Genomic DNA, 25,802 nt, shown 5'->3' with positions numbered 1-25,802 from the left:
CCAGCGCCTGTCTCAGCGCCGGGTTTTTCAACACAATCAGGCCCAGTTCGGCCATCGTCACCACCCGGTGCTCGCGGGCGGAAATTTCGGCCGCCAGCCCGATGGCAACCGCCCGCATGCCATCATCGGCGCTCACGATCACCGGGCCTTCCCCACGCACCGCAGCGGCGAAATGGCGGTGCTGGAAGAAGGTGGAGCCATGATGCTGGCCGGCCGCCAGCGCATCGGCCGGGGTTTCGACATGCCAGCGCGTGGCCTGCTTGGGGTTCATGAAACCGACGCGGGGGCTGTGGATGATGTCGCCAGCCGGGATCAACACATCAAGCCGCGCCTGATCCCCGGTGGCGAGGATTTCCTCCTGCTGTTCGGCGCCATCGGCGAACATGCACAGATCGAGCATGGCGCGCACGCCGTTGGCGAAATCCACCACCGTATAACTGTTGTCGATGATGTCGGGCGTCTTGCCGTCATAGCGTTCGTCGCGGTGGTTCACGTCCATATTGCCGCTGCAATAGACCCGCACCGGCTCGGCCTGCACGATGTGGCGCATCAGATCAAAGAAATGGCAGCATTTTTCGACCATGGTGCCGCCGGTGTTGACCGAAAACCGGTTCCAGTCGCCCACCTTCACCAGGAAGGGGAAGCGATGCTCGCGGATGGAGAGCATCTGGAGCTTGCCCACCTTGCCGTCATGCACGTGGCGCACGAATTCGGACACCGGCGGCATGAAGCGATATTCCATCGCGGTCCAGAAGCTCTTGTCGTAACCCTTCACGGCGGCGGCGACGGCCTTGGCATCATCAAGCGTCGTGGCCAGCGGCTTTTCGCACAGGATGTGCAGGCCGGCATCCATCAGCGGCCCCAGCACGGCGCGGTGGGTGAAATTGGGGGAAGCAACAACCACCGCGTCGCACAGGCCGGATGCGGCCAGCGCAGCGGCATCGGGGAAGCGGGCCACCGCATGGCCAATGGCCTTTTCGGCCCGGTCAAGGCAGGCCGGCACCGGATCGGCGATGGCGGTGATGGTGCCGCCGCCCAAAAGCTGGATGTTGGCAACATGCTCCAGCGCCATCATGCCGGTGCCAACGATGCCCCAGCGGATCGTATCGGTGCTTCCCATTTGCCCGTCCTTCAGTCTATCAAGCCAATATGTCGCAGATCACCCTAAGCCCCAATCGCCGCCCGTTGGGCAAGTCCGAATTTCTGGTTTCGCCGCTGGCCTGGGGCATGTGGCGCTTTGCTGGCGATGATGTGGCCGCAGCCCAGGCCCGCTGCGAGGCGGCGCTCGCCGCCGGCATCAATTTCTTTGATACCGCCGATATTTACGGCCCCGACAACGACGAGCCGTTCGGCGCCTCCGAAGCCTTGCTGGGCCGGGTGTTCAAGGCAGCGCCGGCCTTGCGCGCGCAGATCGTGCTCGCCTCCAAGGGCGGCATCCGCATGGGCGTGCCCTATGACTCGTCACCCGAATATCTGGTCGAAGCCGTCGATGCCTCGCTGAGCCGGCTGGGGGTGGAGCGCATCGACCTGTGGCAGATCCACCGGCCCGACATGCTGACCCATTGGGCCGAGGTGGCCGCCACGCTCGACGGGCTGGTTGCCGCCGGCAAGATCGGCGCGGTCGGCGTCTCCAACTTCACCGTGGCGCAATCGAGTGCGCTGAAGAAACATCTGAAGGCGCCGCTGGTCTCCACCCAGCCGGAATTTTCGCCGCTGGCGCTTGCGCCCTTGTTCGATGGCACGCTGGATTGGGCGATGAAGCATGGCCTTGCCGTGCTCGGCTGGTCGCCGCTGGGCCAGGGCCGGCTGGGTGACGGCGATCCGCGCCCGGGCCGCAGACAAGCGGAAGACGAGCGTTTGATCCGCGTCAAGGCGGCGCTCAGCGCACACGGCCAGAAGTTCGGCGTCGGCATCGCTGCCACCGCCTATGCCTGGGTCCTGGCCCATCCCGCCGGCATCACGCCGATCGTGGGCAGCCAGAACCCGGCCCGCATCGCGGAGGCGGCCGATGCCTTCAACGTGAGTTTCACGCGCGCCGAATGGTACGCCATTCTGGTCGCTTCGCTTGGGGAAAATCTGCCGTGACGACTGCTTCCAACGGGCCTGAAATCGCCTGGTTTTCGGCGCTGTGCGACGATGATTATGAATTTCTGGGCGTGCCCGATCCGGCGCTGCGCTCGAGCTGGGAACATTGCCGCAACATCGTGATGACCGCCGAAAAAGGCGGTTTTGACAATATCCTGCTGCCCTCGGGCTATCAGCTCGGCATCGACACCCAGATGTTTGCCGGCGCCATCGCCGCGCTCACCCGTCGCATCAAGCTGCTGATGGCCGTGCGTGTCGGCGAAACCTGGCCGCCGCAGCTGGCCCGCGCCATCGCCACGCTGGACCAGATCCTTGGCGGGCGTTTGACCGTCAACATCATCTCGTCCGAAATGCCGGGCGAGGTGCTGGCCTCCAAGCCGCGCTATGACCGCACGGTCGAGGTGATGAAGATCTTGAAAACCCTGCTGAACGGCGAAGCGCTGGACTGGCAGGGCGAGCATTACAACATCAAGCTGCCGCCGCCCAACGTGAAGACCGTCTCCGGCAAATGTCCGCCGCTCTATTTCGGTGGCCTGTCTGAAGACGCCCGCGAGGCTGCCGCCGAAGCCGCTGACGTTTACCTCATGTGGCCCGACACGATGGACAAGGTGAAGGAGGTCGTCGCCGACATGACCGCCCGTGCCGCCAGGCGCGGCCGCACGCTGAAGTTCGGCTACCGCGTCCACGTCATCGTGCGCGAGACCGAGGCCGAAGCCCGCGCGGCGGCCGATCATCTCCTCTCCAAGCTCGACGCCGCCACCGGCGACGCCATCCGCGCCAAGTCGCTGGACAGCCAGTCCGTCGGCGTGCAGCGCCAGGCCGAGCTGCGCGACAAGGCGTCGGACGGCTATGTCGAAGACAATCTGTGGACCGGCATCGGCCGCGCCCGCTCCGGCTGCGGCGCCGCCCTGGTCGGCGATCCCGATCAGATCGTCGCCAAGCTGCAGGCCTACCAGGCCGCCGGCATGGAAGCCTTCATCCTCTCCGGCTACCCCCACGCCCGCGAAGCCGACCTGTTCAGCCGCCATGTCCTGCCCAAGCTGAAGCACGGCCCGCTGGTGATGTAAGCGGCGGCGCTTGCGCCGGCGGCCTTTGCTGCGCAAAGTTGGTGGCGCAGGGGGGCGTCACCATGGGGATGGTTGAAACAACACGCAGGCAGTTCATGGCGCAGGCCGGCGCGCTGGGTGCGTTGGCCGCCGCGCCCAGCGTTGCGCAGCCGCGTCCATCGCTTGATCCATTGCTGGCCATGCCGGGTCGCGCGCTGGCGGCGCTGATTGCCGCCCGCAAGGCCAGCGCGGCAGAGGTGATGCGTGCCGTGCTGGCGCAGATCGCGGCGCAGAATCCGGCGCACAATGCCGTCGTGGCGCTGCAGGACGGCGACAGTTTGTTGGCCCAATCCCGGTCCATGGATGCGCGGCTGGCGGCGGGTGAGAAACCGGGGCCGTTGTTTGGCTTGCCGTGGGCAGTGAAGGACCTGGCCGAGGTGATCGGGATCCGGTCCACCAATGGCTCCCTGATCCACAAGGATCGGGTGCCCGGCAGCGAGGGCATCATGGTGCAGCGGCTGCGCGCCGCCGGCGCCATCTTCATCGGCAAGACCAATGCACCGGAATTCGGGCTGGGTTCGCACACCATCAACCGGGTCTATGGCCCCACCCGCAACGCCTGGGACCCCACTCGATCGGCTGGCGGCAGCAGTGGCGGCGCTGCGGTGGCGCTGGCGACCCGCATGGTGCCGCTGGCCGATGGGGGTGATTTTGGCGGGTCCTTGCGCAACCCGGCGGCGTGGAACCATGTCTTCGGATTCAGGACGGGCATCGGCGTGGTGCCGCAGGAAGGACCCGACCAGTGGATTTCGCGCATGGGCGTGCTCGGCCCGATGGCGCGCACCGTGCAGGATCTGGGCTTGCTGCTGTCGGTGCAGGCCGGGCGGCACCCGCAGTCGCCACAGTCGCTCGATATCGATACCGCCGCCTTCCGCGGGCCGCTGGATACCGATCCCAAGGGACTGCGCATCGGCTGGCTGGGGGATTGGAGTGGCCGCGTGCCGCATGATCCCGGCGTTCTGGCGCTGTGCAGCAGCACGTTGGCGACCTTCCGGGCAATGGGCTGCACCGTAGACGAGGCGAAGGTGGATTTCGACCTGGAGCGCGTCTGGCAGGCCGTTCAGCTGTTGCGCAGCTGGAATTATGCGCCGTCGCTGCAGCCGCTGGCCGACAATCCGGCCAATCGCGACCTGTTGGGCCCGCAAGCGCGCTGGGAGGTGGACAATGGCCGCAACCTCACCGCCATGCAGGTCACCCAGGCTTCCGTGGTGCGCACCACCTTTACCCGCACCATGGACGCCCTTTTCGGCCGCTTCGATTTCCTGATCGCGCCTGCGGTGCAGATCTTCCCCTTTCCGGTGGAGCAATTGTGGCCGACCGCAATCAATGGGCAGACCATGCGGACCTACCATGAATGGATGCTGGGCAATTTCCTTGTCACCATGACCGGGTTGCCAGCCTTGGCGGCACCCGCAGGATTTTCTGGCAGTGGGCTGCCCGCCGGCATCCAGATCATTGGCCGGCGCGGCGCCGAATTGGCCTGCCTGAAGTTGGCCCATACCTATGAACAGGCGATGGGCCCGGTGATCGGCCGCCTGCCGCCGGGGCTTGCCTGATGCCGATTTATGGCGTGGCATTGCTGGCCGGCTGCACGCTGGTTGGCCTTTTTGTTGGCGATTTGATCGGCGCTGCAATGGGCTTGGAGGCCAATGTGGGCGGGGTGGGCATCGCCATGCTGCTGTTGCTGGCGCTGACCAATCTGCCGGGGCGCGACGTCGGTCCGGCTTCGCCATCTGGGGCAGGCGTGCAGTTCTGGAGCCTGATGTACATCCCGATCATCGTTGCCATGGCCGCAAAGCAGAATGTCGCTGCTGCGGTGTCGGGCGGCGCAATGGCGATCACCGCCGGCACGCTGGCGGTGCTGGCCGGCTTTGCATTGGTGCCCTTGCTCAGCCATCTGGCCCGGGGCGGCGGGCAACGCGGGGAGCGGCGCGATGATTGATGTCGCGCGCTTTGCCGATGCCAATGGCCTGCTGGTGGCCTTTGTGTTTGTGGGCCTGGTCATGCTGGTTTCGGCGGTGCTGGCCCGCCAGGTCGGGCGCGGGCGGGTGCATGCATCGGCCATCGCCATCGCGCTTGGGCTGGTGCTGGCCTGGGCCGCCGGCGTGGATACTGGCGGCAAGAACGGGGTTGCCGATTATCCGCTGCTGGCCGGTGTGGGCGTACTGGGCGGCGCGATGTTCCGCGATTTCGCCATCGTGGCGACGGCCTTTGGCGCGCGGGTGACTGATCTGCGCGCCGCCGGGCTGGCCGGGGCCTTGTCCATCCTGATTGGCGTCGTGCTGTCGTTCGCGGCCGGAGCCGCCGTCGCCATAGGTTTTGGCGTCACCGATCCGGCCGAAATTGCCACCATTGGCGCGGGTGCGGCCACCTATATCGTCGGTCCGGTCACCGGCGCCTCGCTCGGTGTCTCCTCCAGCATCATTTCGCTCAGCATCGCGGCCGGGCTGGTGAAGGCTGTGCTGGTGATGGTGGCCACCCCATTGATCGCGCGGCGCATCGGCCTCGACAATCCGGCCAGCGCCATGGTCTATGGCGGCTTGATGGGCACCACCAGCGGCGTCACCGGCGGACTTGCCGCCACCGATCCCAAGCTGGTGCCCTATGGTGCGATGACCTCCACCTTCTACACCGGCCTTGGCTGCCTGATGGCACCATCCGTGCTGTATCTGGTGGTGAAGGCACTGGTTTAACGCCCGGTATACCGAGGGGCGCGTTTTTCGCGGTAGCTGGTGAAGGCTTCGCGGAAATCGGCCGTGTGGGTGGCCTTGTCCTGCTCGGTGTCGGCGGCGGCGAAGGCGGTGCTGTAATCCTCGTCCAGGGCGGTCCACACCTGGGCCTTCATGGCGGCAAGACTGCGCGGGGCGCTGAAGGTGGCGATATTCCTGGCATAGGCCATGACGTGCGGCAGCAGATCATCATCGGCCAGCACATCGTTGACGAGGCCCAGCGCCTTGGCCTCGGCGCCGTCAAAGCGGCGGGCGGTGTAGAGCAGGTCCATGGCCCTGGCCTGACCGATATGGCGGGTGAGCAGCCAGGCCGAGCCCTTTTCGCCGGGCACGCCGATGCGGGCGAAGGTGGCGTTGAACAGGGCGGAGGCCGAGGCAAAGCGGATGTCACAGTGGAGCGACAGGATGAAGCCCCAGCCAAAGGCCGGACCATTCACCGCCGCGATGGTCGGCTTGCGGCAGGTGATCAGCGTGGGCCAGCCGCCGCTGTAATAGGGCGCGAGCGCCGGGCCGACATCATCGCCCCATTGCGGTTCGGTGTCGGGATGGGTTTCCACCCGGCCGCCGGCACCGGTGCCGATTATGGCCAGATCAAGCCCGGCCGAAAAGGCGCGGCCGGCCCCGGTCACGACGATCACCTTGGCTTGCCGATCGGCCCCGGCGCGTGCCACGGCGGCGAAGAAATCGGTCAGCATCTGCGGCGTGAGCGCGTTCAGCTTGTCGGGCCGGTTGAGGGTGATGGTTGCCACCCCGTCGGCCAGATCATAGAGGATCTCGCTCATGCGACCAGCCGTTGCAGGCGGCCGCGGATGATGTCCTCCGCCTCGCGCACCATGCCCTCGATCAGTTCCTTGCAGGTCGGGATGTCGTGGATCAGGCCCACCACCTGCCCGCAGCTCCAGCCGCCGGCATCCATGTCGCCATCCTTCATGATCTTCGGGTAAACGCCGGCGACCTCTTCGATGATGTCCTCGAACTTCAGGTCCTTGCCCTTGGTGCGCTCCTTTTCCAGCAGGCGTTCGACGGCGGCGTTGTTGAGCACGCGTTCGGTGTTGCGCAGCGGGCGCATGATCAGGCGGGTGTCGAGCTCGGTCGCGGCGACGATCGCCTGCTTCACATTCTCGTGCACCGGGGCTTCGACCGTGGCGATGAAGCGGGTGCCCATGTTGACGCCATCGGCGCCCATGCACAGCGCCGCGGCGAGCTGCTTGCCGTTGGCGACGCCGCCCGACGCGACGAAGGGGATCTTCAGCTCCTCGGCGGCGCGGGGCAGCAGCACCCAGTTGCCGACATCATCCTCGCCGGGGTGGCCGCCGCATTCGAAGCCGTCGACCGAAACGGCGTCGCAACCGATGGCCTCCGCCTTCAGGCTGTGGCGCACGCTGGTGCATTTGTGGATGACCTTGATGCCATGTTCCTTCAGCGCCGGCAGATATTTGGCCGGGTTGTTTCCGGCGGTTTCCACCACCTTCACGCCGCCTTCGATGATCGCCTTGATCAGGCCGGGATAATCGGGCGGCGTCACGCTGGGCAGGAAGGTGAGGTTCACGCCGAACGGCTTGTCGGTCATCTCGCGGCAGCGGGCGATCTCGCGTGCCAGCTTTTCCGCCGATCCTTGCGTGAGGCCGGTGATTATGCCCAGCCCGCCGGCGTTGGAGACGGCAGCGGCCATTTCGGCAAAGCCGACATAATGCATGCCGCCCTGGATGACCGGGTGTTCAATGCCGAACAATTCGGTGATGCGCGTCTTCATTTCGCTGTTCCCCAAGCAATTGTGGCGAAAAGCTAACCCGCGCCCTGCCTTCCAGCAACGCCGCGATTGTGGGAGGGTTGGAGCCGTGATCAAGTTCGGCGTTCTGAGCATCACGTTACTGGTCGGCACGGCGCAGGGGCTGGTGCTGGCGTTGATGCTGTGGCGCAGCGCTGCCAACCGGGCGGCCAACCGCTGGCTGGCGTTGCTGATCCTCGCGGTGGCCGCGCTCATCACGCCCTATATCATCGGCTTTGCCGGCTTTTACGACACCTGGCCGTGGCTCAGCTTCATGCCGCTGAACTACACGCTCGGCTTCGGGCCTTTGCTCTGGCTCTATGCGTGCAGCCTGTGTGGCCGGCCGCCCAAACTTGTGTGGCCGCATTTCTTGCCCGTCGCCATCGAGTTTCTGGCCGATGCGCTGGTGTTTCCGCTGCCGCTTGAAACCAAGAACTGGTGGGACACGGTGGCCGCCGCGCCGATCCTGTCGCCCGCGTTTCGGGTGGCGAGCTTCATCAGCCTTGCTGTCTATGGCCGGCTGGCCTGGGCCGTTTGGGCGGATTATCGGCGCTGGCTGCGGGAGAATGTGACCGACGCGGTGGATTATGATCCCGACTGGATCCGCAATTCGCTGGCGGCAATGGGGTTGGTCGGGCTGGTGTGGCTGGGCTTCTTCATTGCCAATCTGCTTGAGCCCAGCCGCAACTATTTCGATCAGTTCTGGCTCTATGTGATCTTTTCCGGCCTCGTCATCTATCTGGGGGTGGAAGGCTGGCGCCACGCCGCCATGCGCTATCCCCAGCCGGCCGATCGGCTGGAGGAGACGCCGCCCGTTGGCCGCGACTGGGCGGCGTTGGGGGCCAGGTTCGAAGCCGAGATCGAGGCGAGACGCCTGTGGCAAGACCCTGACCTGACCGCCACCAGCCTGGCGCGGGCGCTGGGCACCAACGGCAATTATCTGGCCCGCGCCTTCAACGAGGGGCTGGGGTTCAATTTCAACGCGCTGATCAACCGGCGGCGGGTGCGGGAGGTGCAGGCCTGGCTGGCCGACCCGGCCGATACACGCGCCATCCTGACCATGGCCATGGACGCCGGCTTCCGATCCAAGGCCAGCTTCAATCGGGCCTTTGCCGAATTTGGCGGGATGACGCCCACCGAAGCACGTCTCAAATCCTGAAAAGCACAATTTTTCAGCGTTTCGGGCGATGGCGCGGGCTGGTTCCGCCAGATGCCGGGCCGCCAACCCCAGCCCGAAAGGCCACATCAATGTTCCGCACCCCGCTCCTCGCCGCCCTGCTCGCCACCACGCCGGCCCTGTCGGCCGAAATGCCCAACCCGATGCTCACGCCCGCCCAGGCCGCCAGCGATGTCGCCCTGCTGCGGCGGGCGCTGGAAACCATCCACCCCGGCCTCTATCGCTATGTGCCCAAGGCGGCGGTGGATGCCAGCTTCGCCCGGCTGGAGGCCGAGACAAGGGCGCCGATCAGCACACTGGCCCTGCACCGGGAGATCGCCCGGCTGTTGGCCAGCATCCATTGCGACCATTCAAAGCCCGAACTGCCCGATGCCATCGAACAATGGCGGCAGACGGGCGCCAGCCACCTGCCGCTGCGCTTCCGCCTGATCGAAGGGCGGATGATCGTGCTGTCGGGCGCGCTGCCTAAGGGGGCGGAGATCACCGCCATCAACGGTCGCCCCGTGCCGCAGATCCTGAACGCAGTGGCCCCGCTGGTCGCCTATGATGGCGATACCGATCAGGCGGTGACGGTGAAGATTGCCGACGACAGCGATCTGGGCGGCAGCGACCTGGAGGAATATTGGCCCGGCCTGTTCGGCGCGCCACAGCGCTGGGACATCGCGTGGAAAATGCCGGGTGCGGCGGCCGGCCAGGCCAGCCAGCTGGCGCCGATCAGCTTCAACCAATGGGCCGAACTGGAATCGCCCGATGGCAAATATCGCAACGAATTCTACAACGGCATCAGCTGGCGCATGGCCGGCAAGGTGGCCCGGCTGAAGATCGACACCTTCGTCAATTATCGCAACCCGGTGGCCGCCACGCCGTTCCTGGGCGGGTTCTTCAAGGCGATGAAGGCCGCCGGCGCCGAGCATCTGATCCTGGATCTGCGCAGCAATGGCGGCGGCTCCACCGATCCCACCATCGCGCTGGCGCGCCATCTGCTGGATGCGCCCTTCACCCTGACCCGGTCGATCCGCGCCAAGACCATCCGCTTTGGCGATCTGCCCAACCATATCGAAACCTGGGGCAACCGTGACGCCCAGTTCAACCCGCCGGCCAGCGCATATCGCCCCACCAGCGATGGCCTGCTGGAACGGATCCCGACCGGCACCGACGAGGCCGATGATGACGACAGCACGATCGAGCATCTGCCGCTGCCCGTCGCCCAGCGCTTCACCGGCCGGCTGACGGTGCTGACCGGGCCGCAGAACGGATCGGGCGCAACGATGACGATCGCCTGGCTGAAAGACCGGCGCGACGTGACGCTGGTGGGCGAAGACACGTCGGGCAGTGCCGAAGGGCCAACGGCGGGCAATATCTTCAATCTGAAGCTGCCGGCCAGCGGCATCCGCGTGCGGGTGCCGCAGTTCAAGAGCTTCACCAACATCAGGGCCTTCACGCCGCGGCGCGGGGTGGCCACCGATGTGCTGGTCTTGCCGACGCTGGCCGATTTCGAAGCGGGGCGCGACCGTGCCGTGGAGGTGGCGCGCAGCCTGGGCACCGCGGCCGCGCCGCTGGATGCCGCCGCCACGCTCACCGCCGCGCTGGCCGGCAATTGGGCCGGCACGCTGGATTATCGCGATTATGGCAATGATGGCCGCGTGACCCTGCCCACACTGATGACGGCGACCGGCCTGTCCCTGGCCTGGACCTTTGATGACGGGCCGGGCAAGACCGTGCGCTCTGGCGAAACCTGGGCGTTCAGCCCCGATGGCCAGACGCTGACCATCATCGGCGGCAAAAGCCGGGAGACGATGGCGGTGGCCGAACTGCACCGCAGCCCGTCGGGCGCAGTGACGCTGGTCGCCGATGGCCGTGGCAGCGAAAATGGCGTGACGGTGATGGTGCGCACCATCCTGACGCGCGACAAGGATGTGCTGCGCCTCACCCGGATGAGCCGCACCGCCGGCCAGCCGTTCGTGATGCGCCACAGCTATCAATTGCGCCCGGCAGGCTGAACTCTGACGGCGCTGCTGGCTGCAACGTCACCATCGTGAACGGCACACGCCCGTCCGTCGTGACCGGACGCGACGCGCTGCCCTTGATCGTCACTTGTATCCGGGAGCCATCATTCGGCGGCAGCTGTGTCATCGACAAACCTCTTTACGAGCGCGACAGGGAAAACGATCGTTACATTTCACAATATTGGTGAAGTATAGGCCCAAACCTCATGCCACGCAGCCCGGCCGCCTTCGCCGCGTCGATCAATTGTCGTGACCAATACCAGCGGAGATTGTCAGGGTCAGTGAAATGCAGGCAACCGGCTGTGCGCGCTGGGTCAAAGACTGGTTCTCCAATCATTCTGGCGCGGAAAATCCAGTTGCCATCCTGTCGATCGAAGGCGCGAATCTCGATGGCAGTCCGATCCGTATCAACGGCTTCAATCATGTTGCGCGGGATCACGAGATTATAGTCAACCACGCCGTCCCTGGCCTTGATCTTCACGCGACGACGTTCGATTGTGCCGGGTGCATGCTGTTCAACAAAATCAGCGAAGCGATCAGACACAAAATTGCAGTTGCTATTTATGGCGTAATAATCGATCAGCTTTATGGCATTCGCAGGGAACTTCAATTCTGGATCAGCGATAGAATTGACCGACCGTCCTGAAAAATATCTGTCATCCGGCCTCGGACGGGCAGGCATATCAGGCCAATTTGTCCATTCAAGTCGCTGTGGATATTCAAAATTCGGACGAACGTCAAAATATTGATCTTCCACCACGCCTTCGATGGCTGGCTTGTAAATCCGCTTTTCATCATGCTTCATCTCACGGCTTGCGTCGAGTTGAGCGATCAAGGCGCTGATGCTGTTGTCCTTTGACATTTCGTCACTTCGATTATCTGCAAAATGCGCACGCAATATAGGTTTGACTGCCACAGCAGATACAGAGCCCGCAACATTGACGTGAAAAGCGCGCGGCAAAGCAGGCGCCATGCCATCAAACCACGCTGCATGTCGTACCGGCAGGCTGCCGAAGGCCTGAGGGGCTGGCTGTTTGATGGCCTGCATGGCAGAACGCGCCATGCAGGCCGGCACAACCATTTTTGAACATATGTCGGGCCTGGCCCGGCAGCATGGCGCGATCAATCTGGGCCAGGGCTTTCCCGATTTCGGCTGGCCAGATGCGGTGCTGGCCGCCGGGGCCACGGCCATCACCACCGGCTATAACCAATATCCGCCGATGCGCGGCCTGCCTGAGCTGCGCACCGCCGTGGCCGATTTCTACCAGCGCCGCCAGGGCCTCACGCTCTCCCCCGAACAGGTGATCATCACATCGGGCGCCACCGAGGCGCTGGCGGCCAGCATCATGGCGGTGGCCGGGCCGGGGGATGAGGTGATCCTGTTTGCCCCGGCCTATGATGCCTATGCCCCGCTGGTGCGCCGGGCGGGGGCGACGCCAGTGTGGGTGGCGCTGCAGCCGCCCGATTGGCAGGCCAGCGCCGGGGCGATTGCCGCGGCCATAACGCCGGCCACCCGCGCCATCCTGATCAACACGCCGCACAACCCCACTGGCGGCATCGCCGGGCCGGCCATGCTGGCCGCCATCGTCGATTGTGCCCGCCAGCATGATCTGGTCATCATCAGCGACGAGGTGTGGGAAGCGGTGCGCACCGGCGCTGCCCCGCACATCTCGCTGCTGGCCCTCGCGCCGGAACGGACGATCAAGATCGGATCGGCCGGCAAGCTGCTGGCGTTGACCGGCTGGAAGGTGGGCTGGGTGGTGGCCGAAGCCGCGCTGGCGGAGCAAGTGGCGCAGGTGCACCAGTTCCTCACCTTCACCACGCCGCCGCCGCTGCAGGTGGCGGTTGCCACCGGGCTGGCCCTGCCCGATGCCTGGTATGATGCCGGCCGCGCCCGCTTCACCACGGCGCGGGATCGGCTGGCTGCCGCCCTCACCGCCGGCGGCTGGGCGCTGCTGCCCACGCAGGGCAGCTATTTCCTGATGGCCGATCTCGCCGCCTCCGGCATTGCGCTGGGGGATCGCACATTTTGCGAGGCGGCGGTGGCGCGTGCCGATGATGGCGTGGCGGCCATTCCGCTTTCGGCCTTCCAGCCCGACGGCGCCGAAACCCCGTTCATCCGCCTGTGCTTCGCCAAGTCTGACGGCGTGCTTGATGAAGGCGCCCGGCGGCTCAACCTGGCGCGCGCCCGGCTCGCCTAACCGGCGGCCGCCAGCGCGGCCAGCTTCTCCTTGCGGGTCCACGGCCGCTGGCCCTGGCCAAGCCCGCGCAGCCAGTCCGCCTCGGCCGCCAGCCGCCCGGCCAGCGTTGTCTCGTCCGGCTCCGCCAGCGGCAGGCCAAGGGCCAAGATGGCCGCGCGGGTGGCGGCGCGCACGGCCAGCGCCTCCACCACCGGCACATGATCGGCCCAGCCGCGGGCATGGGCCAACAGATCGGTCACCCAGGTCGCCCGGTTGGCGATCAGCGCCACGCGCGCCGGCAGGCCAAACCGGTCGATCAGCTCTGCCAGCCCCGCCTGTGCCCACGCCTGCTGGCTGGCCGCCACCGCAGCCACAAAGGCCCGCGCCGCCGTTTCCGGCATCTGCCGGGCCTGGCCATAGGGTCCGTCGTCATCGTCGCAGGCGATCACCCCGGCCGCCAGCAGCGCCGGCCCGGCCAGCGCGACAAACACCGGCCCGCCGCGCTGCGCCCGCAGTCCCAGCGTGCAGCCCCTCATGTCGCCGGCCATTGTCTGCCTCTCGATCACGCCGTATCATGCCAGCAACACAGCAGGTGACAAGCGGGAGAATGCGGCCATGGCCGAGCAAAGGCTGCGCAGCGGCGAAGTGGTGAAAACCGGGATCAGCTTCGGTTCGGCGCTGGCCATCGCCATCAGCTGGAGCGCCCACAAATCCATCCTGTGGGCGATCATCCACGGGATCTTCAGCTGGTTCTATGTGATCTATTATGCAGTGACGCGCTGAACAGCTGGAGCGGGTAGCGGGAATCGAACCCGCGCGTTCAGCTTGGGAAGCTGACAGGCTACCATTACATCATACCCGCGCATGCGCTGCCGCCGCTTGCCATCACCTTGGGCTGTTCGTCAACCGCCCCCGCGCCAATCGTCTGTGCGTCACCAGGGGATGGTGGCGCCGGTATAGTCGAGGTAGCGCTGGCCGGGCGGGTGGGCGGCCTCGATCACATTGGCCAGCCCCTTCACGCTGGTGGCGACATCGATATCGGCATCGGCGCCGCCCATGGCGGTTTTCACCCAGCCCGGATGCAGGTTGAGCACGGCAACCGGGCGCTGGCCGACATCCTGCACCGCAAAGCCGCGGGTGAGGCTGTTGAGCGCGGCCTTGGACGCGCTGTAGAGTTCGGCCCAGGCGGTGGAGCGGCCGCCGACACTGCCCAGGATCGAGGTCATGAAGCCGATGCTGCCGCCGTCCTTCACCAGCGGCAGCAGCCGGCGGGCGGCGCGGATGGGAGCGATGCTGTTGGTCCAGAACAATTGCGCCATCGCCTCGCGGCTGACGTTGCTGGCGGTGTCGGCGCGGTTGCCGCTGATGCCGGCGTTGATCAGCACATGATCGAAACGCTCGCCGGCCAGATCGGCGGCAAGAGCGGCGAGGGTGGCATCATCATCCATGTCCACCACCGCCGTGCGGGCACCGGTGGCGGCCAACTCGGGCGCCGGGCCACGGTGCGTCGCTGTCACCTGCCACCCGCGCGACTGCAGTTCATGCACCAGCCCCAGACCAATGCCGCGCGATGCACCGAGGATGAGAGCGGATGGCATGATGGCACTCCCTTACAGATCGAAGCTCTGCTTGATCCCGTCGATGACGAACTGCGCGGCCAGCGCCGCCAGCACCACACCCAGAAGGCGGGTGAGGGCGCCTTCGAACTTGGCACCCATCAGCTTCATGATCGGCCCGGCGGCAAGCAGGCAGAGCAGGGTCATCACCAGCACCGCGGCCAGCGCACCCAGCACAACGGCTTCCTGCACCAGATCGCCCGTCTTGGCCGACAGCAGCATGACCGACGCGATGGAACCGGGGCCGGCCAGCATCGGGATGGCCATGGGAAAGACCGAGATATCCTCTTCTTCCAGCGGCTTGCCGGCGGCATCGGCAGCGGATTTCACCTCTTCGGCGCGGCTTTCGCGGCGCTGGGTGCGGCGTTCGAACACCATGTCGATGGCGATGACGAACACCATCAGGCCGCCGGCGATCTTGAAGGCGGGCAGGGTGATGCCGAGCGCTGACAGAAAGGCCTCCCCACCCAGCGCAAAGCCGATCAGCACCAGGCCGGCGATCAGGCTGGATTTCACCGCCATGTCGACCCGGTGGCGCGGCGTGGTGCCGGCGGTGAGGCTGGAGAAGATCGGCACGCAGCCCGGCGGATCGATCACCACGAACAGCGTGACGAACGAGGAAATGAACAGCTGGACCAGCGGCCCGTCGAGGCTGAGGCCCATCATGCCCTTGCGTGCGCCGCAGCCAGCGTGTTGGCGAGCAGGCAGGCGATGGTCATCGGGCCGACACCGCCGGGCACCGGGGTGATCCAGCCAGCGCGGCTCGCCGCGGCCGCAAAGTCCACATCGCCGATCAGCCGGCTTTTGCCATCGGGCAGCGCGATGCGGTTGATGCCGACATCAATCACGCAGGCGCCAGGCTTGATCCAATCGCCCTGCACCATGTTTGGAATGCCAACCGCGGCAACCACGATATCGGCGCGGGCCACGTGCGCCGCCAGATCGCGGGTGCGGCTGTGCGCCAGGGTGACGGTTGCGCTGGCGTTGGTCAGCAGCGCCGCCATCGGCTTGCCAACCAGGATGGAGCGGCCGATCACCACCGCTTCGGCGCCAGCGATATTGCCCATCGCTTCGGTGATGAGCAGCATGCAGCCCGACGGCGTGCATGGCACCAGGCCCTTGCGGCCGCTCACCAAAAGCCCGGTGTTGACCGGATGCAGCCCATCGACATCCTTGGCAGGATCAATGGCGGCGATCACCCGATCGGAGTCGATATGCCGGGGCAATGGCATCTGGACGAGGATGCCATCAACGGCGGGATCGGCGTTCAGCTGGGCGATCAAGGCGAGCAGATCGGCTTCGGCCGTATCGGCGGGCAGGCGATATTCGCCGGAGACCATGCCGGCTTCCCGGGTGGCCTTGCCCTTGGAGCCGACATAGACAGCGCTGGCCGGATCGTCGCCGACAAGCACGACCGTCAGGCCGGGGGCGCGGCCATGGGCAGCGGTGAAGGCGGCGACACCCTGGGCCACTTCAGCCCGGAGCGCGGCGGCGCGGGCCTTGCCGTCGATCAGTTGCGCACTCATTGCAGCAGCAGCCCGGAATCGACCACCAGCGCCGGCACCAGCCGTTGCAGCCCGGCCAGCACCAGCCACAGCACCATCGGCGACAGATCCAGCCCACCCAGATCGGGCAGCACCCGGCGGATCGGCCGCACCAGCGGATCATAGATGCGATCGAGCGTCGACAGGATGGAGCGGACCAGCGGGTTGTAGCTGTTGATCACATTGAAGGCGACCAGCCAGCCGGCAATCGCCCACACCACCAGGCCCCAGATCAGCACCTGGGTGACCATGATGAAGATATCCACCAGCGCAAGGGTCGTGTTCGCCATGGCCGCGCCCTTACAGCCTGCCCGTTCCGCCCGCAATGGAGAGTGGCAAAATCGCCGCCGCCTTGGCAGAAATGGCTCAACCAGCAATGGCCGGGGGAGAATGATATGGCCACACGCTTTGCCACGCTTGCCGAGATCACGGGGCATTTTGCCGAAACCACGCCCGACCGCGCTGCCATAAGGGTGGATGGCGCGGTGTGGACCTATGCCGATCTGCACGAGCGCAGCGTTCGTTGTGTTGCGGCGCTGCGTGGGCTGGGCGTGAAGCCGGGTGATCGGGTGGGCTGGCTGGCGTTGAATCATCCCGATTACATCACCCTGATGTGCGCCTGCTTCCGGCTGGGCGCAGTGCTGGTGGCGATCAACGCCCGGCTGGTGGCGCGGGAAATCGCCTATATCCTGGGCGATGCCGGCATTGATGTGCTGGTGTCCGAAACTGCCTTTCTGCCGTTGGTGGAGGATGCGAGCGCCGCCACTGGCCTCGCCCATGTCGTGCTGCTGGATTCCACCCATGATGGCCGGCCGGCCTTTGCCGGATGGATCGCGGCACATGCCCCGGACGATGCCATGCCGGCGATCAGCCCTGATGATATCGCACTGCAGCTCTACACCAGCGGCACCACAGGCTTTCCCAAGGGGGCGCTGCTCAGCCACCGCCAGCTACTGGGCACCATCGAAAAGGGCGGGCTGACCGGGGAAGCCTGGGGCCAGTGGCGCGAAGATGATGTGGCGCTGGTGGCGATGCCGCTGTTCCACATCGGCGGCACCGGCTGGGCCCTGCACGCGCTGGAGGCCGGCGCGACCATGGTGATCCTGCCGCGCCCCGACGTGCCGGGCATGGTCAATGCCATTTCCGAGGATGGCGCCACCCGCATGTTTGCCGTGCCGGCGGTGCTGCTGGCCATCTGCCAGTATCTGGAAACCGTGCCGGCCAATCTGGGGGCGATGCGGGCGCTCTATTATGGCGCCTCACCCATCCCGCTGGAGGTGCTGCGCCGGTCGATGCTGGCCTTTCCCAATGCCGAGTTCGTGCAATGCTATGGTGCCACTGAAACCTGCGGCACGGTCGTCTATCTCCCGCCGGCCGATCATGATCCGGCCGGCAACCAGCGCATGCGCGGCTGCGGCAAGCCTTATCCCGGCAATGAGGTGAAGATCATCGATGGCGAGGGCCACAGCCTGCCGCCGGGCGCGGTGGGCGAAATCTGCATCCGCTCCGTCAGCGTGATGGCCGGCTATCACAACAAGCCGGAGGCCACCGCCAAGGCTGTGGTCGACGGCTGGTACCTCACTGGCGACGCCGGCTATCTGGACGAGGACGGCTATCTTTATATCCACGACCGGGTGAAGGACATGATCGTCTCGGGCGCGGAAAACATCTATCCGGCCGAGGTGGAAAATGCCCTGCACGAACATCCCGCCGTCGCCGATTGCGCGGTGATCGGCGTGCCTGATGCGCGCTGGGGCGAAGCGGTGAAGGCCATCGTGGTCAAGAAGGCCGATGTGTCCGAGCAGGAGCTGATCGCCTTCGCGAAACAGCGGATCGCCGCCTACAAGGTGCCAAAATCGGTCGAGTTCATCGAAGCGCTGCCGCGCAATCCGAGCGGCAAGATTCTGAAGAAGGACCTGCGAGAACCTTATTGGGCTGGACACGAACGCCGGGTGGGTTAGGCCGCCGCCTGCACCAGTTGGCCGGCCAGCCATTCGCGGCGGGCGTCGCCATCGTTGCGGCGGTGCCAGAACAGCGCCACCGGATAGGGCCGGATGGCCAGCGGCGGTTCGGACACGGCCAGGCCATGGCTGGCCGCATGGGCTAACGCAATTCGGCGCGGCAGGGTGACCAGCGCGCCGGCCGCACTGGCGGCCACCAGTGCTGGCAGGAAGGCCGGCAAGGCCGCGATCACCCGGCGGATGCGGCCCTTGGCGGCGAGCGCTTCATCCACAATGCCCGAAAGGCCGCCGCCCGGGGACACCAGCACATGCGGCGCGGCCAAATAGGTCTCCAGATCAAGCCCGCCGGCCAGCAGCGCCGGCGGCCCGGCGACCAGATAGTCCTCGGTGTAGAGCGGTTGTTGGTTGATCGCATCCGGCACGTTCCAGATGAAGCCAATGGCGGCATCAGCCTCCCCACTGGCCAGGGCCGCCAGCGCATCGCCGCGTCCCAGCGGCAGCACCGCCAGCTGTAACCCGGGCGCCTGTTCCTGCAGCCGGCGGATCAGCGCTGGCACCAGCACGATCTGCGCCGCATCCAGTGCCGCCAGGCGGATGATGCCGCTGGCCGTGGCCGGGTCAAATTGCCGGGTGACACCCATGGCATGGCGCAACGCCTCCACCGCCATTCCCACCGGCCCGGCCAATGCCAGGGCGATGGCGGTGGGTTCCAGCCCGTGCGGCTGGCGCAGGAACAGCGGATCGCCGAACTGGTGACGCAGCCGTTTCAGCGCCTGGCTGACGGCCGACGGCGTGAGGCCAAGTTCAGCCGCCACCACGATGGCCTTGCGATGCCGGACAAGGCCAAGGAACACCAGCAGCAAGGTGAGATCGAGCCGGCGCAGTTCAGTATCACTGAATTCACTCATGATGATTATTCGTTATTCTGAAATCATGCGTGGGTCCATGCTGGCCGCAGGATGGCAGGAGATATCGGCATGGACATCGCGATTCTGGGCACGGGCAATGTGGGAACGGCGCTGGCCACTGGGTGGGCGCGCGCCGGCCACAGGATCAGGCTGGGCACACGACGTCCGGCCGATCCGGCGCTGGCGCCATTGCTGGCGGCCACCGGGGCCCAGGCCATGGCGGCGACAGCAGCGGTGGACGGGGCCGATGCCATTGCGCTGGCGCTGCCCTGGGCGGCCGTGCCGGCGGTGCTTGCCGAACTGGGTGAACTGGCCGGGCGGCTGCTGATCGATTGCACCAATCCCCTGGGGATGGTGAACGGCCAATTGGGCTTGTTGATCGGCCATGATGACAGCGGCGGCGAAGAGGTGCAGGCGCTGGTGCCGGCCGCCCATGTGGTCAAGACGCTGAACCAGGTGGGGGCCGAGATGATGGCAGACAATGCCGCCCTGCCGCACCGGCCGGTGATGTTCATGGCGGGCAATGATGATGGCGCCAAGGCGGTCACGGCTGGCCTTCTGGCTGATCTGGGCTTTGATCCGCTTGATGCCGGGCCGATCAGCACGGCGCGCCTGCTGGAGCCGTTTGGCATGATGTGGATTCACCAGGCGCTGCTGCGCGGCAAGGGCCGGGATTGGGCCTTTGCCGCCGTGGCGTCGGCCTGAGAGCGCCAGCCGGCCATGGCGAATGCGATGTTGGAGGCGCGCTGCCATTGCGGCGCCGTGCGGATCAGCCTGCCAGCCGGCACTGCCGGCGTGCTTGCCTGCCATTGCGATGATTGCCAGCGGCTGCACGGCAATTTCAACGCCTTCCTGGCCGCGGCACGCACCGATCTGGTGGTAGAGGGGGAAGCGGCGATCCACTGGTATCAAAGCTCGGCCGAAGCTGAGCGCGGCTTCTGCGGCACCTGCGGGGCCCGTGTTGCCAAACGCGTGAACGGCGGCAGCCGCTGGCTGGTTTCGGCCGGGCTGCTGACCGGGCCAAGCGGCATGCACATCATCCGCAATCTTTGGGCGGAATCAAAGCCTGACTGGTACGATCTGCCGCCGGCCTAGAAATTCGCCTGCAGGGAGATGCTGCCATAGGCGACATGGTCGCCGGCGGGCAGGCCGGGTGCGTTTTTCAGCAGGCCGCGCCGGGCCATCAGCACCGCGTCGGCTTCCATCCGCAGGCGTTTGGGGATGAGCCAGTGGCGGACCCGGCTTGACACTTCCCACCCGGCAAAGCGGCCCGAGCGCCCGCTGGGATCGCGGGCGCCCGATTGGCTGAACTGATCGGTGCGGCTTTGCGCCCACATGGGTTTCAGGCTGAGATTGGCATCGGAGCGGCTGTTGGCCACTTCGCCCTTGATCCCGGCGAACATCACGTTGGTGCGGCCGATATAGGCATAGAGCGAGCCCGGTGCATAATCGGGCTGGCGGATGCCGAACAGCGGATCAAAGCGCCGGATCGTGTCACCCGGCCGGTCACCGCTGACCATATCTGCCACGAACGACAGGCGCGGCTGCCACGGCCCGGCCCAGCTGTGGCCCAGATCGGCATGGATGAACCAGGCGGCGACGGGGAGGCGGGCGGCAGCGGGGCTGGTGGTGCGGCTGGCGGCGCCCCATTGCCAGGCGGCTTCCACCTCGCCATCCCACCCGCCAGCGTGGCGCGGTTTCAACAGGCGCAGGCTGGCGGTGGTCAGCTGGCGGTCGCGGCTGGCGAGGCTGGGCTGATCATGCTCGGCGAGGTGAAACAGGCTCGCCTCCACATCCAGGCCCGGCAGGTGGCGCAGCAGATCGCCGCCCCAGATCACCAGATCGGCGTTCTCGCGATCCAGCACCACGGCGTTGCGGCGCAGGCGGGCCGCATCGTTGGGCAGGCGTTGATCCGGCATCAGCCAGATCAGGGTGGCGGCCCATTGCCGGTTGGCCAGATCGAGCCGCACCCCGGTGCTGGCCGAGATGGTGTTGCGATAATCCTCCGCCGCCACGACGCGGCGGCTGCCGACATTGGCGATCATGCGGCCGATGGTCAGGCTGGCGCGGCCGCCGGGGCCCAACTGGCCGGCAAGGCCAGCGAGATCGGCGCTGATATTGGCCACCACCGGTTCCAACGCGTTGACGTCATTGGTGTTCAGCCGCGTGCCGGGCGCGATGGCATAGGCCCGCACATCCCAGAGTTCGGTGTTGAGCTTGACCGGGCCATCACCCAGCCGGGCTGCCACCACGGTGCGCAGCATCAGGGCGGACTGTTCGGTGCCGCCGGGCCGGATGTCGCCGCTCACCGCTTCGAGCCGGGCGCGTTGATAGGCAGAGAGATCGAGCCAGTCGCCCGCTGCGGCTGGCGTGGCCACGGCAAGCAGGGCAAGCGCCGCCGCCCTCATTCGGGCGAGGCCGCCGAGCCGGCAAGGATGCCGCCATCGATGTGGAATTCGCTGCCCGTCACATAGGCGCTCTCGTCGCTGGCGAGATAGGCGGCCATGGCGGCGACCTCATCGGCGGTCCCGAAGCGTTTGAGTGGCGTGTCGGCAACGAAGGCCTTGATCGCTGCCTCCCGTTCGTCCGGGCTGCTGCCCAGCATCGGCTCCCACATCGGCGTCATGATCGCTGCCGGGTGGATGGAGTTGCAGCGGATGGCGAGGCCGTTTTGCGCGCACCACAAGGCCACTGATTTCGTGTGGTTGCGCATCGCCGCCTTGGAGCTGGCATAGGCCGCCGCCGCCGGAATGCCGACAATGCCGGAGCGCGACGAGATGTTGATGATGCTGCCTTTCCCGGCGGGGCGCATGGCGCGGATGGCGGCGCGGCAGCCGAGGAAACAGCCATCGAGGTTGACGGCGTGGACGGCGCGCCAATCGGCGAGGCTGGCGTGTTCGGGATCGTGCGGTGCGGCGTGGCCGCCTTCGAAACCGGTGATGCCGGCGTTGTTGACCAGGATATCGAGCGCGCCCACCGCTGCCATCACCGCATCCCACGCCGCCTCGTCGCGCACGTCGAGCAGGGCGAACTGGCCGCCGATGGCGATTGCCACTTCAGCGCCGGCCGGATCGATATCGGTCACCCACACGGCCGCACCCTCGGCCGCAAAGCGGCGGGCGATGGCTTCGCCGATGCCGCGTGCGGCGCCGGTGACGAGCGCGGTCTTGCCTTCCAGTCTGTGCATCCGCCTGCTATCGCCCCGCCAGACGACAGTGGCAAGGGAGAGCGGCATGCAAACCATCGGGGTGATCGGCGCGGGCCTGATGGGCAATGGCATTGCGCATGTGGCGGCCCAGGCCGGTTATGATGTGATCCTTTCGGATGTGGCCATGGCCCGCTGCGAGGCGGCGAAGGCGACGATCGCGAAGAACATGGCCCGGCAGGTGGGCAAAGGCGTGCTGAGCCAGGAACAGGCCGATGCCGCGCTGGCCCGCATCCGGCTCACCACCAGCACCGCCGATTTCGCGGCCGCCGACCTGGTGATCGAGGCGGCGACCGAGAATGAGGCCATCAAGGCGCAGATTTTTGCCGGACTGACCGATGTGCTGCGCGCCGATGCGCTGCTGGCCAGCAACACCAGCAGCATCGGCATCACCAGGCTGGCCAGCACCACCGGGCGGGCTGACCGGTTCTGCGGGCTGCATTTCTTCAATCCGGTGCCGCTGATGGCGCTGGTGGAGATCATCCCCGGCCTCGCCACCGCGCCCGCGACAACGGCTTCGATGCAGGCGTTTGCGGCGAAACTGGGCAAGACGGCGATCCTGGCGGGCGATGCGCCGGCCTTCATCGTCAACCGCGTGCTCTGCCCGATGCTGAACGAGGCGATCTTTGCCCTGGGCGAAGGCGTCGGCAGCGTGGTGGACATCGACACCGGGCTGAAGCTGGGCGCCAACCACCCAATGGGCCCGCTGACCCTGGCCGATTTCATCGGGCTCGACACGCTGCTATCCATCATGAAGGTGATGCAGGATGGCACCGGCGATCCGAAATATCGCCCGGCCCCGCTGCTCGTCCGCTATGTCGAGGCCGGCTGGCTGGGCCGCAAATCCGGGCGCGGTTTCTATGACTACAGCGGCCCGGAACCGGTGCCGACACGATGAAACTGACCTTCACCAAGGGCGCCGGCAAATATGACCGGCTGGAGATCATCGCCGCCGATGGCCCACGCCCCGGCATCGATTGCCCCAAGCAGGGCATCATCCCGCACGACATGGTGCATTTCGCCGTGGAGGCCGAGGTGACGACGCCGGGCTTTCTGGGCCTGATCGCCGCCGGCGGCGATGGCGGCTTCCGGCTGGGGCTGGACGATGCCCAGGCCCAGAGTGTCGAGCGGCTGGTTGAGATGTTCCAGGGCGAAGGCTGGAGCGGTGGCCCGATGGCGGACGCGGATTTCATCGCGCTCTATCAGGTGACCTGCGAGGAACGCGGCGACACGCCGCTGCCGATCAGCGGGGCGACCATTGCCGCCATCCGTGCGCGCATCGCCGATCTGACCGCGCAATGGGCGGCGGTGCCGGTGGGCGGGAAACTGGTGCTAACGCTCTGATTTGCGGATGACGAGCTTGAGGCCGGACCAGACAGCATCGACCGCGCACACCTTCACATCGACATAGCCCAGCGGCAGCGCCAGGGTGCGGATCACATCCTCGGTGATGTCAGTCGGCACCCTGGCGGCCTTCTTGGGCCAGCTCACCCAGATCATGCCGGCCGGCGCCAGCAGCGGCCGCAGCCGGGCCAGTTCGGCCGCCAGTTCGGTGCGGCTGGTGGTGAACAGGTGGGCGCCGTCGAGCCCGGCCACCGGATCGGCCAGCACGGTGGGCGGGCCATCGGCATCGATGCTGGCGGCGATATCGGCCGGCATGGCCAGCCGCCACCAGCGCTGCGCCGTTGTCACGCCCAGTTTCTTGCGCAGCGGGGTGCCCGAATAGCCTGCTTCCACCATGGGCCGATAATGCCTATAGCGCCGCCATGAGTCACGCCCCGCACCCCGACATGCTCGCCAAGACGGAAACGCTGATCGAGGCGTTGCCCTATCTGCAGCGCTATGCCGGCAAGACCTTCGTGGTGAAATATGGCGGCCACGCCATGGGCGATGCGGAACGGGCGCGGGATTTTGCCGAGGATATCGTGCTGCTGAAGGCTGTGGGCATCAACCCGGTGGTGGTGCATGGCGGCGGGCCGCAGATCGGGTCCTTGCTGAAGCGGCTGGGGATTGAAAGCCGGTTCGTCGATGGCCTGCGGGTGACCGATGCCGCGACCGCCGAGGTGGCGGAAATGGTGCTGGCCGGCAGCATCAACAAGGAAATCGTTGCCCATATCGCCCAGGCTGGTGGCCGCGCCGTGGGCATCAGCGGCAAGGATGCCGGGCTGGTGACGGCGGCCAAGGTGGAGCGCACCGCGAAAGACCCGGACAGCCTGATCGAGCAGGCGGTGGACCTGGGCTTTGTTGGCGAGCCGGCGCGGGTGGACCGCAGCATCATCGACACGCTGGTCGCCGCCGGCATCGTGCCGGTGATCGCGCCGGTGGCGGTGGGGGAGGATGGCCACACCTACAACATCAATGCCGATACCATGGCCGGGGCAATTGCCGGCGCGCTGAATGCCGCCCGGCTGTTCCTGCTCACCGATGTTGCCGGCGTGCTCGACAAGGGCGGTAATCTGATGACCGATCTGACGCCCGCCGGCATCGCCGGCCTGGTCGCTGATGGCACCATCACCGGCGGCATGATCCCCAAGCTGGAGACCTGTGTGGCCGCCGTGGATGCCGGGGTGGATGCCGCCGTGATCCTGGATGGCCGCGTGCCGCACGCCCTGCTGCTGGAGATTTTCACCCGCAAGGGGGCCGGCACGCTGGTGCGCGCCGGCTGAAGCTGCGGGTTCAGGCCGGCTCTGGCTGGGCCGGGCTGCGCTGGGCCAGCGGGCGGCTGGTCACCTCGCGGAAGATTTCGCGATAGCGCGGGTGTTCGGTGCCCATCAGCCGATCCCACACGGTGAAATACAGGCCGAAATTGTGGTTGAAGCTGCCGTTGTGGTGCAGATCATGATGGGTGGTGGTGGCAAACAGGCCCCAGAACCAGTGATCGGCAAAGCCGCGTGGCATCAGCTCCACGCCGCAATGGCCCATGACGTTGCGGACCATCATGATGCCCAGGAAGCTGAACATCGCGATCCACGGCGTTGGCACGAAGGCCACCCACAGCGACACGAACAGCGCTTCGAACACGGCTTCCAGCCAGTTGAAGCTGTAGGCGGCAAAGGGTGTGGGCGTTACCGATTTGTGGTGCAGCGCGTGGACATGGCGGAACAGGCGGCGGTGGTGGATCGTGCGGTGCATCCAGTAGAACCAGCTATCGTGCGCCACCAGCAGCAGGCCGACATAGGCCAGGGTTTCCGGCCATGACGGCACGCCTTGATAGAAGCCGGCGGTGTATCCATTGGCGGTGAGCCACAGCGACGGTGTTGATACCAGCGCATAGATGATGACGCTGCGAGCCGAGGCCAGCAGCTCGCGGCGATAATCGGCGGCCCGGGCGAAGCGGGTTTGCAGGCGGCGCACCCGCCAGGGGGAGCGCATGACAGCAAAGATGATTGCGGTCATCAGCAGCGTGCCGATGACATAGCGGCCGCCATCGAACAGGAAGATGTTGGGGAAGACGCGGCTGGCGGCGTCGAGAAGGGTGAGCGGCTGTTGGGGCATGGACAGATCGGGCATGGGGCAT

At 66.4% G+C, this 25,802-nt stretch carries 29 protein-coding genes and 1 tRNA gene; 15 read left to right on the top strand and 15 right to left on the bottom strand.

Annotated features, from left to right (window positions below; all coding sequences use genetic code 11):
• A partial coding sequence (locus tag CHU93_RS03910) for a Gfo/Idh/MocA family protein (protein ID WP_243375187.1) occupies nt 1-1,120 on the bottom strand: 1,120 nt, incomplete at its 3' end.
• Nucleotides 1,121-1,149: 29 nt separating this feature from the next.
• Here CHU93_RS03910 and CHU93_RS03905 point away from each other — a divergent pair.
• The 5 genes from CHU93_RS03905 to madM all read left to right on the top strand — a co-directional run bounded on the left by CHU93_RS03905 (nt 1,150) and on the right by madM (nt 5,884).
• Nucleotides 1,150-2,085, top strand: a complete 936-nt coding sequence (locus tag CHU93_RS03905; RefSeq protein WP_094472845.1) for an aldo/keto reductase — start codon at nt 1,150-1,152, stop codon at nt 2,083-2,085.
• Nucleotides 2,082-3,152: an LLM class flavin-dependent oxidoreductase gene (locus tag CHU93_RS03900; protein WP_086115991.1), complete on the top strand. Its 1,071-nt coding sequence runs from the start codon at nt 2,082-2,084 to the stop codon at nt 3,150-3,152. The genes CHU93_RS03905 and CHU93_RS03900 overlap by 4 nt, the downstream gene beginning before the upstream one ends.
• Before the next feature lie 95 nt (nt 3,153-3,247).
• Nucleotides 3,248-4,747 (top strand): amidase, encoded by a 1,500-nt coding sequence (locus CHU93_RS03895; protein ID WP_094472850.1) that lies wholly within the window; start codon nt 3,248-3,250, stop codon nt 4,745-4,747.
• On the top strand, nt 4,747-5,133 hold the full coding sequence (gene madL / locus CHU93_RS03890; protein ID WP_094472844.1) for a malonate transporter subunit MadL: 387 nt from the start codon (nt 4,747-4,749) through the stop codon (nt 5,131-5,133). Before CHU93_RS03895 ends, madL begins: the two co-directional genes overlap by 1 nt.
• Complete coding sequence (madM, locus tag CHU93_RS03885; RefSeq protein ID WP_094472843.1) at nt 5,126-5,884, top strand: malonate transporter subunit MadM; 759 nt, start codon at nt 5,126-5,128, stop codon at nt 5,882-5,884. The genes madL and madM overlap by 8 nt, the downstream gene beginning before the upstream one ends.
• Here madM and CHU93_RS03880 read toward each other — a convergent pair.
• Nucleotides 5,881-6,702 (bottom strand): enoyl-CoA hydratase-related protein, encoded by an 822-nt coding sequence (locus CHU93_RS03880; protein WP_094472842.1) that lies wholly within the window; start codon nt 6,700-6,702, stop codon nt 5,881-5,883. The two genes, madM and CHU93_RS03880, sit on opposite strands and share 4 nt — an antisense overlap.
• On the bottom strand, nt 6,699-7,673 hold the full coding sequence (locus CHU93_RS03875; protein ID WP_094472849.1) for an NAD(P)H-dependent flavin oxidoreductase: 975 nt from the start codon (nt 7,671-7,673) through the stop codon (nt 6,699-6,701). Before CHU93_RS03875 ends, CHU93_RS03880 begins: the two co-directional genes overlap by 4 nt.
• Before the next feature lie 85 nt (nt 7,674-7,758).
• Here CHU93_RS03875 and CHU93_RS03870 point away from each other — a divergent pair, with 85 nt between their 5' ends.
• Entirely contained in the window at nt 7,759-8,847 is a 1,089-nt protein-coding gene (locus tag CHU93_RS03870; RefSeq protein WP_165768591.1) for an AraC family transcriptional regulator, read from the top strand.
• An 89-nt stretch (nt 8,848-8,936) separates the two neighbouring features.
• Nucleotides 8,937-10,865, top strand: coding sequence for a S41 family peptidase (locus CHU93_RS03865; protein ID WP_094472840.1), 1,929 nt, complete (start codon nt 8,937-8,939; stop codon nt 10,863-10,865).
• A 172-nt stretch (nt 10,866-11,037) separates the two neighbouring features.
• Here CHU93_RS03865 and CHU93_RS03860 read toward each other — a convergent pair whose 3' ends face one another.
• A complete protein-coding gene (locus CHU93_RS03860) occupies nt 11,038-11,934 on the bottom strand; it encodes a hypothetical protein (protein WP_133064311.1) in 897 nt (298 codons plus the stop codon).
• Here CHU93_RS03860 and CHU93_RS03855 point away from each other — a divergent pair.
• Nucleotides 11,918-13,072, top strand: coding sequence for an aminotransferase class I/II-fold pyridoxal phosphate-dependent enzyme (locus tag CHU93_RS03855; RefSeq protein ID WP_243375184.1), 1,155 nt, complete (start codon nt 11,918-11,920; stop codon nt 13,070-13,072). The genes CHU93_RS03860 and CHU93_RS03855 overlap by 17 nt on opposite strands.
• On the opposite strand, the gene CHU93_RS03850 is transcribed toward CHU93_RS03855, so the two are convergent.
• Nucleotides 13,069-13,599 carry a hypothetical protein gene (locus CHU93_RS03850; RefSeq protein WP_133064310.1) on the bottom strand — a complete coding sequence of 177 codons (531 nt, stop codon included), beginning with the start codon at nt 13,597-13,599 and terminating at the stop codon, nt 13,069-13,071. The two genes, CHU93_RS03855 and CHU93_RS03850, sit on opposite strands and share 4 nt — an antisense overlap.
• A gap of 67 nt (nt 13,600-13,666) precedes the next feature.
• Here CHU93_RS03850 and CHU93_RS17470 point away from each other — a divergent pair, with 67 nt between their 5' ends.
• Nucleotides 13,667-13,834: a hypothetical protein gene (locus tag CHU93_RS17470; RefSeq protein ID WP_165768590.1), complete on the top strand. Its 168-nt coding sequence runs from the start codon at nt 13,667-13,669 to the stop codon at nt 13,832-13,834.
• Between the two features lie 5 nt (nt 13,835-13,839).
• On the opposite strand, the gene CHU93_RS03840 is transcribed toward CHU93_RS17470, so the two are convergent.
• The 5 genes from CHU93_RS03840 to CHU93_RS03820 form a co-directional block, all read right to left on the bottom strand.
• A tRNA-Gly gene (locus tag CHU93_RS03840) sits at nt 13,840-13,913 on the bottom strand.
• Between the two features lie 70 nt (nt 13,914-13,983).
• The gene (locus tag CHU93_RS03835) at nt 13,984-14,649 is read right to left on the bottom strand and encodes an SDR family NAD(P)-dependent oxidoreductase (protein ID WP_094472836.1); all 666 of its coding nucleotides are present in this window, start codon (nt 14,647-14,649) and stop codon (nt 13,984-13,986) included.
• 12 nt (nt 14,650-14,661) lie between these two features.
• Nucleotides 14,662-15,306: a MarC family protein gene (locus CHU93_RS03830; protein ID WP_086116227.1), complete on the bottom strand. Its 645-nt coding sequence runs from the start codon at nt 15,304-15,306 to the stop codon at nt 14,662-14,664.
• A 23-nt stretch (nt 15,307-15,329) separates the two neighbouring features.
• Entirely contained in the window at nt 15,330-16,193 is an 864-nt protein-coding gene (folD, locus tag CHU93_RS03825; RefSeq protein WP_094472835.1) for a bifunctional methylenetetrahydrofolate dehydrogenase/methenyltetrahydrofolate cyclohydrolase FolD, read from the bottom strand.
• Entirely contained in the window at nt 16,190-16,501 is a 312-nt protein-coding gene (locus CHU93_RS03820) for a YggT family protein (protein ID WP_094472834.1), read from the bottom strand. The genes folD and CHU93_RS03820 overlap by 4 nt, the downstream gene beginning before the upstream one ends.
• A 105-nt stretch (nt 16,502-16,606) precedes the next feature.
• Between CHU93_RS03820 and CHU93_RS03815 the strand changes: the two genes are divergently transcribed.
• Nucleotides 16,607-18,172, top strand: a complete 1,566-nt coding sequence (locus CHU93_RS03815) for a long-chain-fatty-acid--CoA ligase (RefSeq protein ID WP_094472833.1) — start codon at nt 16,607-16,609, stop codon at nt 18,170-18,172.
• Here the strand turns inward: CHU93_RS03815 and CHU93_RS03810 are convergent.
• Nucleotides 18,169-19,080: a LysR family transcriptional regulator gene (locus CHU93_RS03810; RefSeq protein ID WP_094472832.1), complete on the bottom strand. Its 912-nt coding sequence runs from the start codon at nt 19,078-19,080 to the stop codon at nt 18,169-18,171. The genes CHU93_RS03815 and CHU93_RS03810 overlap by 4 nt on opposite strands.
• 69 nt (nt 19,081-19,149) lie before the next feature.
• On the opposite strand from CHU93_RS03810, the gene CHU93_RS03805 reads away from it, so the two are divergent.
• Both CHU93_RS03805 and CHU93_RS03800 read left to right on the top strand, forming a co-directional pair.
• Complete coding sequence (locus CHU93_RS03805; RefSeq protein WP_094472831.1) at nt 19,150-19,785, top strand: NADPH-dependent F420 reductase; 636 nt, start codon at nt 19,150-19,152, stop codon at nt 19,783-19,785.
• 15 nt (nt 19,786-19,800) lie between these two features.
• A complete protein-coding gene (locus CHU93_RS03800; protein ID WP_094472830.1) occupies nt 19,801-20,175 on the top strand; it encodes a GFA family protein in 375 nt (124 codons plus the stop codon).
• On the opposite strand, the gene CHU93_RS03795 is transcribed toward CHU93_RS03800, so the two are convergent.
• Together CHU93_RS03795 and CHU93_RS03790 are read right to left on the bottom strand one after the other, a co-directional pair.
• On the bottom strand, nt 20,172-21,488 hold the full coding sequence (locus tag CHU93_RS03795) for an alginate export family protein (protein WP_094472829.1): 1,317 nt from the start codon (nt 21,486-21,488) through the stop codon (nt 20,172-20,174). The two genes, CHU93_RS03800 and CHU93_RS03795, sit on opposite strands and share 4 nt — an antisense overlap.
• Entirely contained in the window at nt 21,485-22,267 is a 783-nt protein-coding gene (locus CHU93_RS03790) for an SDR family oxidoreductase (RefSeq protein WP_094472828.1), read from the bottom strand. Before CHU93_RS03790 ends, CHU93_RS03795 begins: the two co-directional genes overlap by 4 nt.
• 46 nt (nt 22,268-22,313) lie before the next feature.
• Between CHU93_RS03790 and CHU93_RS03785 the strand changes: the two genes are divergently transcribed.
• Nucleotides 22,314-23,183, top strand: coding sequence for a 3-hydroxybutyryl-CoA dehydrogenase (locus tag CHU93_RS03785; RefSeq protein WP_094472827.1), 870 nt, complete (start codon nt 22,314-22,316; stop codon nt 23,181-23,183).
• Complete coding sequence (locus CHU93_RS03780) at nt 23,180-23,629, top strand: hypothetical protein (protein ID WP_094472826.1); 450 nt, start codon at nt 23,180-23,182, stop codon at nt 23,627-23,629. Before CHU93_RS03785 ends, CHU93_RS03780 begins: the two co-directional genes overlap by 4 nt.
• Here CHU93_RS03780 and CHU93_RS03775 read toward each other — a convergent pair.
• Nucleotides 23,618-24,025, bottom strand: a complete 408-nt coding sequence (locus tag CHU93_RS03775) for a DNA polymerase Y subunit UmuC family protein (protein ID WP_094472825.1) — start codon at nt 24,023-24,025, stop codon at nt 23,618-23,620. The two genes, CHU93_RS03780 and CHU93_RS03775, sit on opposite strands and share 12 nt — an antisense overlap.
• Nucleotides 24,026-24,051: 26 nt before the next feature.
• Here CHU93_RS03775 and argB point away from each other — a divergent pair, with 26 nt between their 5' ends.
• The gene (gene argB / locus CHU93_RS03770) at nt 24,052-24,951 is read left to right on the top strand and encodes an acetylglutamate kinase (protein WP_094472824.1); all 900 of its coding nucleotides are present in this window, start codon (nt 24,052-24,054) and stop codon (nt 24,949-24,951) included.
• 10 nt (nt 24,952-24,961) lie between these two features.
• Here the strand turns inward: argB and CHU93_RS03765 are convergent, their stop codons facing one another.
• Nucleotides 24,962-25,795, bottom strand: a complete 834-nt coding sequence (locus CHU93_RS03765; protein ID WP_243375181.1) for a sterol desaturase family protein — start codon at nt 25,793-25,795, stop codon at nt 24,962-24,964.
• Nucleotides 25,796-25,802: the final 7 nt, after the last annotated feature.

The sequence above is a fragment of the Sandarakinorhabdus cyanobacteriorum genome, from assembly GCF_002251755.1.
Lineage (GTDB): Bacteria > Pseudomonadota > Alphaproteobacteria > Sphingomonadales > Sphingomonadaceae > Sandarakinorhabdus > Sandarakinorhabdus cyanobacteriorum.
Note: the sequence above shows the minus strand (reverse complement) of the source record. Positions and strands in the feature narration are given on the sequence as shown.

Excerpts from the sequence above, each read along its gene's own strand:
- CHU93_RS03875 (WP_094472849.1), bottom strand. The coding sequence starts at position 7,673 with ATGAAGACGCGCATCACCGAATTGTTCGGCATTGAACACCCGGTCATC.
- CHU93_RS03765 (WP_243375181.1), bottom strand. The coding sequence starts at position 25,795 with ATGCCCGATCTGTCCATGCCCCAACAGCCGCTCACCCTTCTCGACGCC.
- CHU93_RS03820 (WP_094472834.1), bottom strand. The coding sequence starts at position 16,501 with ATGGCGAACACGACCCTTGCGCTGGTGGATATCTTCATCATGGTCACC.
- CHU93_RS03775 (WP_094472825.1), bottom strand. The coding sequence starts at position 24,025 with ATGGTGGAAGCAGGCTATTCGGGCACCCCGCTGCGCAAGAAACTGGGC.
- CHU93_RS17470 (WP_165768590.1), top strand. The coding sequence starts at position 13,667 with ATGGCCGAGCAAAGGCTGCGCAGCGGCGAAGTGGTGAAAACCGGGATC.
- CHU93_RS03785 (WP_094472827.1), top strand. The coding sequence starts at position 22,314 with ATGCAAACCATCGGGGTGATCGGCGCGGGCCTGATGGGCAATGGCATT.
- CHU93_RS03795 (WP_094472829.1), bottom strand. The coding sequence starts at position 21,488 with ATGAGGGCGGCGGCGCTTGCCCTGCTTGCCGTGGCCACGCCAGCCGCA.
- CHU93_RS03905 (WP_094472845.1), top strand. The coding sequence starts at position 1,150 with ATGTCGCAGATCACCCTAAGCCCCAATCGCCGCCCGTTGGGCAAGTCC.
- CHU93_RS03780 (WP_094472826.1), top strand. The coding sequence starts at position 23,180 with ATGAAACTGACCTTCACCAAGGGCGCCGGCAAATATGACCGGCTGGAG.
- CHU93_RS03860 (WP_133064311.1), bottom strand. The coding sequence starts at position 11,934 with ATGGCGCGTTCTGCCATGCAGGCCATCAAACAGCCAGCCCCTCAGGCC.
- CHU93_RS03850 (WP_133064310.1), bottom strand. The coding sequence starts at position 13,599 with ATGGCCGGCGACATGAGGGGCTGCACGCTGGGACTGCGGGCGCAGCGC.
- CHU93_RS03855 (WP_243375184.1), top strand. The coding sequence starts at position 11,918 with ATGGCAGAACGCGCCATGCAGGCCGGCACAACCATTTTTGAACATATG.
- CHU93_RS03880 (WP_094472842.1), bottom strand. The coding sequence starts at position 6,702 with ATGAGCGAGATCCTCTATGATCTGGCCGACGGGGTGGCAACCATCACC.
- CHU93_RS03800 (WP_094472830.1), top strand. The coding sequence starts at position 19,801 with ATGGCGAATGCGATGTTGGAGGCGCGCTGCCATTGCGGCGCCGTGCGG.
- CHU93_RS03815 (WP_094472833.1), top strand. The coding sequence starts at position 16,607 with ATGGCCACACGCTTTGCCACGCTTGCCGAGATCACGGGGCATTTTGCC.
- CHU93_RS03865 (WP_094472840.1), top strand. The coding sequence starts at position 8,937 with ATGTTCCGCACCCCGCTCCTCGCCGCCCTGCTCGCCACCACGCCGGCC.
- folD (WP_094472835.1), bottom strand. The coding sequence starts at position 16,193 with ATGAGTGCGCAACTGATCGACGGCAAGGCCCGCGCCGCCGCGCTCCGG.
- CHU93_RS03790 (WP_094472828.1), bottom strand. The coding sequence starts at position 22,267 with ATGCACAGACTGGAAGGCAAGACCGCGCTCGTCACCGGCGCCGCACGC.
- CHU93_RS03895 (WP_094472850.1), top strand. The coding sequence starts at position 3,248 with ATGGCGCAGGCCGGCGCGCTGGGTGCGTTGGCCGCCGCGCCCAGCGTT.
- argB (WP_094472824.1), top strand. The coding sequence starts at position 24,052 with ATGAGTCACGCCCCGCACCCCGACATGCTCGCCAAGACGGAAACGCTG.
- CHU93_RS03835 (WP_094472836.1), bottom strand. The coding sequence starts at position 14,649 with ATGCCATCCGCTCTCATCCTCGGTGCATCGCGCGGCATTGGTCTGGGG.
- madL (WP_094472844.1), top strand. The coding sequence starts at position 4,747 with ATGCCGATTTATGGCGTGGCATTGCTGGCCGGCTGCACGCTGGTTGGC.
- CHU93_RS03810 (WP_094472832.1), bottom strand. The coding sequence starts at position 19,080 with ATGAGTGAATTCAGTGATACTGAACTGCGCCGGCTCGATCTCACCTTG.
- madM (WP_094472843.1), top strand. The coding sequence starts at position 5,126 with ATGATTGATGTCGCGCGCTTTGCCGATGCCAATGGCCTGCTGGTGGCC.
- CHU93_RS03805 (WP_094472831.1), top strand. The coding sequence starts at position 19,150 with ATGGACATCGCGATTCTGGGCACGGGCAATGTGGGAACGGCGCTGGCC.